The sequence below is a fragment of the Pseudoalteromonas luteoviolacea DSM 6061 genome, from assembly GCF_001625655.1.
Lineage (GTDB): Bacteria > Pseudomonadota > Gammaproteobacteria > Enterobacterales > Alteromonadaceae > Pseudoalteromonas > Pseudoalteromonas luteoviolacea.
Window position 1 is genome coordinate 171998 of record NZ_AUYB01000158.1, and the last position, 11591, is coordinate 183588.

Consider the following 11591-nt stretch of genomic DNA (forward strand, 5'->3'; position numbering starts at 1 on the left):
TGGCTATAACTTTCTAAGCTGCCTGTGTGGCAGTGAAGATTGCAACCATCGCATTACCGCATACCTTGAATTTCTAAGCTGCCTGTGTGGCAGTGAAGAAAACTTTTGATAAGCCGATAGCACCTACAACTTTCTAAGCTGCCTGTGTGGCAGTGAAGAGAATGCAGATGGCTACCTGAGAGTGGATATATTTCTAAGCTGCCTGTGTGGCAGTGAAGGCTATGACGGTTGTGAAGATGAAGACGAGCAATTTCTAAGCTGCCTGTGTGGCAGTGAAGGCTCTCTATTAAATGACCAACGTTTGATGGGTTTTCTAAGCTGCCTGTGTGGCAGTGAAGACGAGAACGTCATCCCTCGCACTGTTAATCGCTTTCTAAGCTGCCTGTGTGGCAGTGAAGCTCTAGATAGTGTTTACTGCATTGTTGAAACTTTTCTAAGCTGCCTGTGTGGCAGTGAAGAGCAGAGAAACTTTTGTTTAATATCGCGTTCATTTCTAAGCTGCCTGTGTGGCAGTGAAGAAGAAGATACCGCAGCTCCGTTTGACACTTTTTTTCTAAGCTGCCTGTGTGGCAGTGAAGAAACTATAACACGCTCAATGGCTGATGGTGTTTTTCTAAGCTGCCTGTGTGGCAGTGAAGAAAACAGAACATATGAAGCAGCACCTGCTCAGTTTCTAAGCTGCCTGTGTGGCAGTGAAGTCTCTGAGATTTACGAAGATAGCCAGTTGGTGTTTCTAAGCTGCCTGTGTGGCAGTGAAGGGGATATGCGCGAAGGTATCGCCACCATGAATTTTCTAAGCTGCCTGTGTGGCAGTGAAGATATGGGGTTAACATTGAATACATTGTTTGATTTTCTAAGCTGCCTGTGTGGCAGTGAAGAGCTCGCGATTCTTAGACATATCAAGCTGGATTTTCTAAGCTGCCTGTGTGGCAGTGAAGTATAGAGTAAATGAAAAAAAAATAAGTTGCAACAGACCATTAAAGTAAAAATCCTATTTTTACCTTGTTAAAAACAACCTATCGCAACTCCTTGTATTATATGCAGATTTTAAAAGAGCGAAAATAAAGGGTAAAAACACCCTTTATTGGTTAAAAGTGAGGTACGCAGCCAATGTCATTATCTTTATTGCGTTTACTATTTAAGCCATAACAATCAAATAATCCTTGATAAAGAGTATCCACTTCTTGCTTTTTTATGAACATTGGGAACTTACTGTTTTTATCCGGCTTTCGTGCTTTCGTTTGCTGACTATGCAAATAAATAAATGGCAATTTGCTATGGATATCTGGTTTGCTTTTTTCAAGTGCAAGTAAGCACTCCTCAAGTGATTTACCACTTTTAGCAGACCATAGTTCAGCCTTTTTTTGCATCTCACGCTCAATACGCTCAGGCGACTTTATATGTTGACGAGAAAAACTCACCCAAGTGGCTTCTTTGGGTACGGATTTTATGGCTTTTACATGACTATAATCTTCTAGACGAGTTAACCATTTATTTATGTTTAACTTTTCTAACTGTGCTTGATTTTTAGCAAACAAACGCAGCTTACTGCCAAGTGGAAAGCCATTTTGACCATATTCAGGAAAGCCAACGGCTATCTCAGATTGATGGGGACCAACTTTGTTCTCAACAAGCGCAATGTGCACTTGTTGAAACACATTTTGCCATATAAATCCAAGCGGTATTTCAGCATCGGGCAATAAAGTGATTTCTTGGTAGTAGTTCATCTATTCACCTATTTATCACTCTCGCCAAATACGCCACCTCGAATAAGTACTGCAACAACATAGTGCTCGTCTTCTTCACGTTGTAGTTCTTCACCTCGTGCCCACTTATCAAAGAAACTATAAAAATCTTGGCTGTCTTTTGGCGTACGAAATGCTTTACCCAAATTAGTCACCGCACCATAAGGTTCAATAGCAATCGCGCCAGCATTTTGCTCTTCTGAGTTATAATCTGGGTACCATGTATCAATTGAACGCAATGCATTACCAATTTTTTGAGAGTGCATTGCTGCATGATCACGCACTGCATACAAAATCTTACTCTTTTTAGTTTTACTGTTGCCCTTATCGAGAACCAGCTCTTCACTGGGGTAAACCTCTTGTGCTTTACCCACTTTGGCATAGCAGTCTATTTGCAGCATTAAATGTTCTGTGTCACTAGTAAGTACTTGCGCAATTCTATCGGCTAGGCTGTTAACTTGTTCATTCTGATGATTGAAATGACGAATGCTAAATTCTGATGCATCGAATGACCAAGTCTGCTCAGCACCTTTATTAAGTGCTTTAACTTGCACTTCAATCTCTTCTGCGCCCACACGGTTGCGCCATAAAAACCGTGCATTCGCTAAATTAGTGGCATAACGTTTTGCCAATTCAAAACAGCCATGTTTTGCAATGTACTGCTTTACTACTGCACTGTAACTTTGTTTAAAACTGGCATTATTACATGCTGATGGTTGTGCCAAACCACCTAATATTTTTAATGTGAAGTGTAGTTTGAGTGTATCTTGCTCCTGACCAAGCGCGCAGGCATCCACACGCTGTAAATTCGCTTTTTCTACTTCTGCATTCAATTTCGCTGGGTCTTTTTGTACAGCTGCTTTTAAGCGGTTAGAGATTGTTCCACGCACTGACTTTTCTTGCAGTTCAAGTGGTGTGACTTGTCGCCTGTCTTCCCAGTTAGTGCCAAATAGGTAGCCATCCGATGGTACTAATTTCTTTTCAAATGCGAGTACTGATGCAATATCTTTATTTTTAGCCATTTGTTTTCTTCCTTATTAATATTCGTTAACTGAACTTACTTGTTGACACAGGTAAAGATCATTTTCTAAGTCTGGGTTGTACTGCCAAAGTATGTCGTCGAGGTTTTTTACTTTATGCGCCATAACAAACTCCCCTAAAGTTACAACACTTTCGGCAAAGCGATGAGGAGTGGTTGGGTCACGTTGGTTTTTAGCTTCGCCTAGCGGTGAGATACCTTGGAAACCAGTTGCAATAGGTACAAGCCAGCCATCTTCTTTACGACTCCTTTGCCAAACAACACTGTCGTCTTCCTTTTGCTCACAGCTGTGATTTATAGTGAGATAACTAAGTAACGCGTCAAGCGCATCATCACCCTGCTTCATTGCCTCAATCATAAGATCACGTCTTTCAATGAGCGCATAACCCGGCATAAGTTGTCGTAATAAGTTTCTCGTATCTTGATCGTTTATCACAGATTCGAGCTTAGGCTTGTGCATATCCAATATGTCGCCACCAGCTACTTTCATCCTTGCGATTAACTCTTGTAGTTGTTCTTTAAAATTAGTTTGTGCAATTTTGTCTTCATCACCGCTGTACTCAATCACCAAAGATACATCTAGATGACAGCGCGCTTCTTCAATGAATGCTGAGCGCTTACCATCTTTCTCAAGCGGATTACCAGTGCCAATTATAGAATGCACAAAGTCACCTTCACCTTTGTGGGTTTGCACATTGCAGTCGTGACTTATTACTGCAACGCTTTGCAGCATCAACCCTGAATACCCTTGCTGAATCAGCTTCCGTTCTAGTGCGTGAGTAAAGCCAAGCCAAGCCGTCATTGCAGGAAAGCCAATCGTAAATGGACTCGATAGTGCATTGGCATTGTGTACTTTAATGTGGGGCAACACTATAAATTTCATCGTAATAACTCCTTGTTATCTTCAACAACGCGTTCAATGGCGAAGAGTTCTTGATCGGCAAGGTGTACAGGGTTAGTGATAAACTTGTTTTTGCTATAGTGATTAATCAACCCTCTAGCAATATGGCGAGTAATACTGTCTAGCCAATCATTTTGTAGTTCACGTTGCTCCTGGTATTGCGGGTAAAGCCAAATTTTTTGTTCTTGTGGTAACTCACTTGTTGGTTCGCTTGGGTTTTCAGCCAAAAACACTCTTACCTGCCACATTTTTTCAATCACTAAATCAACGTATTGTTGAATCCGGTAATCGCGCCCTTCTCTAATATTGACGTTATTGTGCTCAGTAACAAATAGTCGGTGTAACGCCTCTAACACATCTCTTACATGCCACGCGGTAAAGCTTTCTTTAAAAAAATCAGAGGCTGGTAAGCGGATTTCCCGCTGCTTTAACGAAGGAGGGAATGAAGGTAATAAGTGTGCTTTACCTGCATTTTGATTATTCAGCACACTGATATTCTGTGGTTTTGTACCACCATAGCCAATAGTAGTTAATCCATAAATCTCACAATAGCCTGTTGCATGGTACTGGTTAGCCTTTCGGCTTTCTCTAGCTTGCTTTAAATCATCACCAAATCTAAATCTATCAAGGCGTTTACGTAATTCAAAAAGTTGCCCAGAGTTGGTTAAAATTGAAAGCAAATGGTACTCCCCATCTTCAACTGGGTAATACACTTGTTTGACTTTAGAGCTAGTTATAGCAGCCTGATCGGTTTCAATCATCTTTAAGAAATCATCTCGTAATACTGCGTAATCACAATGTGGCTGCTTTAATAATTTTTGAGCCAATTCACTTTCTTGCACTATATGATTTAGTAAAGTTTGAGAGTCATCTAATACCAAACTCAAAAATTTGTGTACATCAAGTGCAGCAGCGTTCCCTAAAGCATCAGACTCCGCGCGAACATTGCCACTTCTAAGAAGCCCATCTACTTTGTGAGTATTTTGGGCAATAATAGATGACACATACCCGTTCTTGTTTTTTCTTGCGCTAGGGTGGCTAAAAGTACAAGGGTGCGTAGATATTGATATCTGGCCTGCTCGCTTTGCTGCCGAAGGTAACCAATTTGCTAATAAAAACACTTGGTCGCATTCGCGTTCCTTTTCTCTTTTTTCAGATTCCGTCATTGAAGCTTTAATATTTTTTTTAAGCCATGCTTCTTTACGCTCATCAAAAAAGTTTGCTATTGCCGGATCTAACATGCTTTTACATTCCATTATTTCACCTTAACCAGCCCTAACTGGTCGTTGTAACTATACTTTTGAATTCCATCTGTTTCGATAACACTCACTTCACCGTAATTGATTGAAGTCAGATATTCATTTTCTGATTTTTTACTGTATTGACTCAGTAGCGACACATAATCTCTTTGTAACCATAATTTTTGTTGTTGTTCACATGGTAACGCTTCATGTTGAATCCCCAATACAGCTTCAATAGAACTAAAGCGCCCTTCATCATCCCGTATACAAAATGCAAAACCATGCGGTTGCTTTACCAAATACAATTGCACGCTAGGCATGCTTTTACGAAAACGTTTAAAGTATTGTGGCAACGCGGTAAGCCACCAAAAACCGTGAATATGTCCGTGTAAATGCTCACTCCAATTGCTTGCAGGGTTTATTGATCGTCGATTTCGACTAAACCTATCTTTTCTGCTTGTACTCGCAACAGGCTGATTAATTTGCGTTGTGCCTAAAGTTTTTGCCGTAGCATGGTGTTCTAAATCTGCGAGGTTTTGATGTGGAGCTAACTCTGTTCGCTTTTGAATACGAGCTATAGCATTAACACTTTGTAGTAAGGCTTTTTCGTCAACTAATTTTTTTAAATCATGGGTTTGCAAAGTAGTCGATGAGTCCGTTTCATAACCAGGGTAATTGAACACCTGCTCCTCGGTACCTATAAAACCTTTTAGGTTATATTGCATTAAGCCTATATTTGGCGTAGCTACCTCACCTTGTCGATGTCGTTTTACTCGGCCCACCATTTGAATAATTGAACGAAAAGATGAGGGCTCAATTACCGCCCAATCAAAATCATGATCACGACCCACTTCTTCAACTGGAGTTGCCACTAGAAGAAAAATAAGATTTTTAGCCTTACAGCTGTCTAGGTGACCTCGAATAACTTCATTGTCAAAAGCTACAGGTTGCTCACCGTCTTTTTCTTTACGCTTTAGAACTTCATCAAGGTGTTTTTCCTGTTCATGTCTAAGCAGTAAAACTTGTTGACTGTGGTATGCCATGCAGCGAATTTCAGTATCTTGCGGCCATTCACAACTTAGTAAATACTTAGTTAGTTCAACACAAGGTTTAATATTGGCGACACGCACCACACCAAATGAAACTTGAATTTGATGCTTTTTTTCAAGGGTGTAATGCTGCGCATGCTTCTTTAAAATAGCTTGTTTTGCGGTTTTAAAATACTGGCTTTCAATATCTAAACTGGGCTCTTTGTTACAAAGAATGATCTCAGCTTTACGTTTGGCGTCTTGTTGCTTAAGCTTTCCGGCTCGTTTACTAACAAACGCTTCATGGATACGAGTATAATTTGGTATGTCGTCATCGAGACTACCAACAAAGTGACATTCAGTATTAAATTCATCAACCAAGACACAATTAACTTTGGCTGATCTATTGCGACTTGCTGCAAAAATTGCCCACCCTTGTCGGTAGGCATTGTATAAGCCTAATGCTAAATCAGGCGCAGTGGTGGCTGAAGAAATCATCACCTTTCGTCCTAACATCGCAGCAAGGTGGACAAGACGACCAATCGCAATTAAATCATCATCAGTGAAGTCATCTATTTCATCAATCACTAAGTCTGAGGACATCAAACGTAAACTGGGCAAAATATAGCGCCCGCCACGTTTAGTCTCAGTTGCAGCCATAATGTGATCTATGGTGCAGGTTAGCACAGGTGCATAGAGTAACTTGCGGTCCTTTTCTTGCGTCAAAACCGTGGTGAGTTCTTCTTCTGGTAATACGCCCTGCCAATGCACTTCGTCATCTACGTCTTGCAAGCTTTCAAATGACTCAGAACCTAATTCAACTGATTTTGGCTCAATCTCGTCTTTATCTATTTTCTCACCCGATTTGTGTAGTTCGTAAATCGCTTTTGAGCCAATTAAAACAGCCAAATCGCTCTCTTTTAATTTTAAACGCTCTTTATATTCGTCCCCCGTTTGCAATGTTAACGTGCGCAGACCAAGCGCAAGAATAAACCGAAGACTTTCGCCGTCCTCTGACAATGCTTGCATAACTTTGGCATTGGCAATGGTTTTGCCACATCCTGTGCTTGCCATATTCACCACAAAATAACCTTGGCTCTTATCTTCTGTGTCCTCTCGCCACTGTGTGACTTTGCGGACAGCTTTATCTTGCCAACGAAATACCTCAGGCGTATTTGCCTTTGGAGCAAGCTCGGTAAGTTCAGTTGCTTTTAATGGTTTCGATTCAAAAGAAGGCAAGAGCTTAACGGTATTTACCGCTGCCTCTGCAACATAGACTAAATGCTCATCGAGTTTTTGTTTTAACTCTTTGCTGCTAGGATCAGTATTAGCGTATAGCTCGCTGTCGGTTTTCCACTGCAAATCGTTGGTTTGAGATGAATAATAATGATCTCCTAGCATTAAGCTCAACCGAGCATGGTGTAATATCAAACGCCAACTACCATCGTTCATGGCCTGATCTAACATTGGTAAATGATGGGATAAGTCCTTTGCACAGCGTTTAAGCTCACTTATCCAACGACGTGAATCTGAAAGTAATCCTTTAGGAAATTTAAAACAGTTAGTCAGTAAAGTTTGATAATCCTCAAAACGATTCTCGTAGCCCCATTCCTGGGTTATTTTCCCAAGTAAACTGTTTAAATCAGTATTTGTATGTTCACGTTGTTGCCTACATAAACTTTCTTCTTTCGGTAACGGCAATCTATGATGAGAGACGATAAGCCATGAAATTAAGGCTGCGGCAGTGGGTAAATTGGACAAGGGTTTATCTTGTTGTAATTGACTGGTATTGAAAGTTTGTTCATCGATGCCATGCTCAATGATTGTATTAAGCCATGACGTGTCTTGCTCTGAATTTATTTGAGTTGACACAAAGTGATTAAACAGTAAACACGAAATCCACTCGTGTCTTAACGGGTCGCCTTTATGCTTATTTTTTATCTTAGGGTTTAACTTTTCTTGAAATAAAAGAGACGCCTTTCCCCAATCGTGTAATAGTGCAGCCATTGCCGCTAGGGATTTGATAAGAGGAAGATATTTCCAATCACTTTCAAACTCACTATTAAGTAAGTCTTTTTCAGTTCTATTCACAGGTACTACTCCCTCCAGATTGAACTTACTTTTATTCCCCACAACCCACAAAAACTGGCTTCGAGCGCGGGATCTAATCCAGTGGCAGCTCACAGCGGTACTTCGGCTGGCCGTTTTTCGCAGCATCTTTTTTACGGTATCTAGCCCTTCTTGCGTGATCACGGTTTGCCATGTGTTATCACCAATGCGGTTGGCAAAGGCATCAAGCACTCGCCTTGTTTTCTTAAGCGCATTTTTCTCACATTGAGATACAAATGTGACCATCATAGAAATAATCCCTTCTCTGAAAAGAAAAGTTTAAATAACTAACTTAGAGTAATTTCTTTAGCTCATTGATAATTTTTAAAAACATCAAAAAAACAGCTGTGTTATTTGGGTTTTCAAAATAAACAACTGCAGCCTTAGTCATTTTCGTAATGACAGACTTGATATAGATAACTGCTTTGATGAATGGCCTCATTAGTATCCTTGCACTGAATTTGCTCATTAAAAAAACAATAGCACATTGCAAAACCAACGATCAACCTAATAAGTACTAATTAATAAATTGCCTTTTTCATCTAATACGCTTACTATCAACTCACTGCTAAATAAGCAGCTTAGAAATAATATGTACTTATGTATACTGCCATGCAGGCAGCTTAGTGCGGCTTCAAGTTAAGCCGCACTTCAACCCCTCTGCGCCACTTGCTTGACATGTTCAAACATATAATCCAGTGCCTTGTGATCGGTAAACGCTTGTAGGATTTGTTGGCGAAATTCTTGCTCGGTGGCATTTTCTTTGGCGCAAATAAAAGCCCAAGGCAATACCAGCGCATCTTTAATTAAACCTGCAATGTCGAAAACTAAAGCACCTCTTCTAGTTTTCCCATGCATCACTGCAAAGCCATGAGGAATACCTAGCACCCACAAAGTACATGCAGCCAGACCATAAGCGAGATAATTGCCGTGGTTTAAAAAGTCGTTCGCTTTGCCTATATCTACAGATTTAGATGATTGATGCTGGCGTTTAAAGCCGTCACAGTTGGTGGTGTTGGCCGCATATTTATATAGCACTTTGGTAAGCTGCGCTTCGGTGAGCAATAGCATTTGAGAGTTTGTCGCAGCTTCCGTTCGCGTAAAAAACGTATCTAATGCGGTTTGAATAGCTTTATCATCAAAGTTAAAGCCTTCATTTTTTAAGTCTCGGTCTTTTTGCCAAACTTGCTTTAAAAACGCGACCCGTGCCTGCTGAAAGTGCTTTGCAGCATCTAAGCGCTTTTCATCATCAAACCAGAATCCCATCCAGCCTTGCAGGTACTCTGTTGGTCGATACTCATTTTGCGGGGTCATCCACTCAATTTCACAGCCCATATATAACGGTGTACCACCTCCGCAACAAAATCCAACTAATACACCTGCTTGAGCCAGCATGCGCATCGCCGCTTGTGTAATTGAAGTACCATTACCGAGCAAAATCACCGTGGTATTGGCGATGGGAATATTAAAATAAAGGTTCTCTTTGGTGTCTTCAGTCAAATATAAAACGCGGCCATCTTTTTGCATTACGCGGCAATATTCTAGATAAAATAAGTTGGCACGTTTTGAGTGCAATATGGCTTTTAAATCGCTAGGGCTAAAGTCTTCCATCGTCTTCCACTTCCTTTGGGTTTTGGCATAACCTACTGCTATCCACGCGCAGCTTCAACGCTGAATGTTTGACCAGTTAAATTTTTTACAGGTGTTTAGTTCCAAAGTAGCTTTTGCTTTCTCAAAGTTCGATAGCAATCGGGGTCCATCACAATTTGCTGAGCTTCTGGGCTTGGGTGCTGCACATCTAAACGTAAAATACTGATCAAATAATTAAGCAGCGCCACGTTGGTTTTGAGCTGTTTTTTGTTGCCGCTCATATCAAAGTCATGGGCAATGACTTGCTGAGCATAATCACTTAAGCGAGGGTCTGGCATAATGGTTAGTGTTACCTCTTGCTGCCACGCTTCATCATCTTTTTTGTACATTTGTGCTTTGCATTTAAATTCAGGGCACGCAGATAGGATGCGAGACAATGAAAAATCTCTAAACCCTTTTGCATCTTCGCAATATGCTCTTAAGTGATAACGAAGGCCTGAGTTCACTAACGTATGTGGGCGAATAATACGCTCTGTTTCTCCGCCTTCTTTTATCGACTGGTAACGAATATCGAGCACACTTTGCCTGCGGCAAGCGTTTAAAATGGGCCGTAAAATAGTAGGGTTTAATTTTCTATGGGGTAAAGGCAGCGTTGCTATAGTCGAGGTACTTAAGTTGTGCACATACTGCTCCCCAATTAAACTGGCATACTCAGTAAAGTCTTGGGAAATATAATTCGGTGTAAAGGGGGTTGCCAATACATAGGCTTTTTCAGACTCGTTATAATGCGCGTCAATTTGATAGCGTGCGATAAAGTCTGTTAGGTAACGCCTAGCACTGGGTCTTGATAGTTTGAACTTATCTTGAAAAGTGCCTGTTTGGATCTCTCCTTGCCGAAATAACACCGCCTCAATATATCTAAAATATTGCTCTTCCTTAGCCTGCATACACAAATCTCAGTAAATTAAACGTAAAATAAATGTATCAGAGACAGCAAAGGCTGTCATTGATCAGCAACAACTAAAGAGTGAGTATTCTAAATAGACTATACAACAGTGAGGGTATAGCAATAGCTACATACCCTCCTACATGCAGCTTGATTACATCGGTCATCCATGATTTTATTCTAAGCCTCTCACTCCTCGCGCTGCGAAACTTCGTTTCGGTTACTCATCGCCTAAGCTGCCTATGTGGGTGAAAACCGTCTCGAGTCAAGCGAGTCCGCGCAGCTTGGCTAGGTTTGAACGAGGAAGCATGGATGCTTTCTCTGGGTGAGAGTCATCAGGGATGTGTTTACGCTGATGTATAATTTGATTTAATTTATAAGCTGCCTACTTGGCAGTGAACTCCCGGTGCAACCATCACCTTATGATGTGTGGTTTCTAAGCTGCCTACTTGGCAGTGAACGTTTCTAATGATCTGGCAGCGGAGTTTGGACTTTTCTAAGCTGCCTACTTGGCAGTGAACTATCGGGCCAAAGTTGGCAAGCGCGAGCAAATTTTCTAAGCTGCCTACTTGGCAGTGAACGATTCCCCAAACTTGGCCGATGCGTTTATTATTTTCTAAGCTGCCTACTTGGCAGTGAACCAGAGCCAAAGCCAGAGAATAGTTTTCTAGAATTTCTAAGCTGCCTACTTGGCAGTGAACAATTAATTGGGTCTAGAACACTCGCTGTTATTTTTCTAAGCTGCCTACTTGGCAGTGAACGGAGTTGTCGAAGAGTTTCAGAACCTTCTAGCTTTCTAAGCTGCCTACTTGGCAGTGAACTGATTTTCATGAGTTTGATATCCTGGTAGTCATTTCTAAGCTGCCTACTTGGCAGTGAACTCTGAAATACTGTAAACCTTCACGTTATCATTTTTCTAAGCTGCCTACTTGGCAGTGAACTTTGGTACAGGCTTTTACCAGCACTTAGGGCTTTTCTAAGCTGCCTACTTG

At 41.1% G+C, this 11591-nt stretch carries 7 protein-coding genes and 2 CRISPR repeat arrays (1 of these 9 cut by a window edge); all 7 genes read right to left on the minus strand.

The annotated features are described in order from the left end of the window. Nucleotides 1-938: a CRISPR direct-repeat array (repeat unit 28 nt; unit sequence TTTCTAAGCTGCCTGTGTGGCAGTGAAG) (it extends 1010 nt beyond the left edge of the window). 150 nt (nt 939-1088) lie between these two features. Next, nucleotides 1089-1727 carry a type I-F CRISPR-associated endoribonuclease Cas6/Csy4 gene (cas6f, locus tag N475_RS24910; protein WP_063357425.1) on the minus strand — a complete coding sequence of 213 codons (639 nt, stop codon included), beginning with the start codon at nt 1725-1727 and terminating at the stop codon, nt 1089-1091. Between the two features lie 8 nt (nt 1728-1735). Then, nucleotides 1736-2767: a type I-F CRISPR-associated protein Csy3 gene (gene csy3, locus N475_RS24915; protein WP_063366136.1), complete on the minus strand. Its 1032-nt coding sequence runs from the start codon at nt 2765-2767 to the stop codon at nt 1736-1738. Nucleotides 2768-2782: 15 nt separating this feature from the next. Next, nucleotides 2783-3667 (minus strand): type I-F CRISPR-associated protein Csy2, encoded by an 885-nt coding sequence (gene csy2, locus N475_RS24920; RefSeq protein WP_063366137.1) that lies wholly within the window; start codon nt 3665-3667, stop codon nt 2783-2785. Next, complete coding sequence (csy1, locus tag N475_RS24925; protein ID WP_063357422.1) at nt 3664-4941, minus strand: type I-F CRISPR-associated protein Csy1; 1278 nt, start codon at nt 4939-4941, stop codon at nt 3664-3666. The genes csy2 and csy1 overlap by 4 nt, the downstream gene beginning before the upstream one ends. Continuing rightward, on the minus strand, nt 4941-8312 hold the full coding sequence (gene cas3f / locus N475_RS24930; RefSeq protein WP_063357421.1) for a type I-F CRISPR-associated helicase Cas3f: 3372 nt from the start codon (nt 8310-8312) through the stop codon (nt 4941-4943). Before cas3f ends, csy1 begins: the two co-directional genes overlap by 1 nt. A gap of 402 nt (nt 8313-8714) precedes the next feature. Further along, entirely contained in the window at nt 8715-9674 is a 960-nt protein-coding gene (cas1f, locus tag N475_RS24935; RefSeq protein ID WP_063366138.1) for a type I-F CRISPR-associated endonuclease Cas1f, read from the minus strand. A 95-nt stretch (nt 9675-9769) separates the two neighbouring features. Then, nucleotides 9770-10600: a helix-turn-helix transcriptional regulator gene (locus tag N475_RS24940; protein ID WP_063366139.1), complete on the minus strand. Its 831-nt coding sequence runs from the start codon at nt 10598-10600 to the stop codon at nt 9770-9772. 372 nt (nt 10601-10972) lie between these two features. Continuing rightward, nucleotides 10973-11540: a CRISPR direct-repeat array (repeat unit 28 nt; unit sequence TTTCTAAGCTGCCTACTTGGCAGTGAAC). Nucleotides 11541-11591 lie beyond the last annotated feature (51 nt).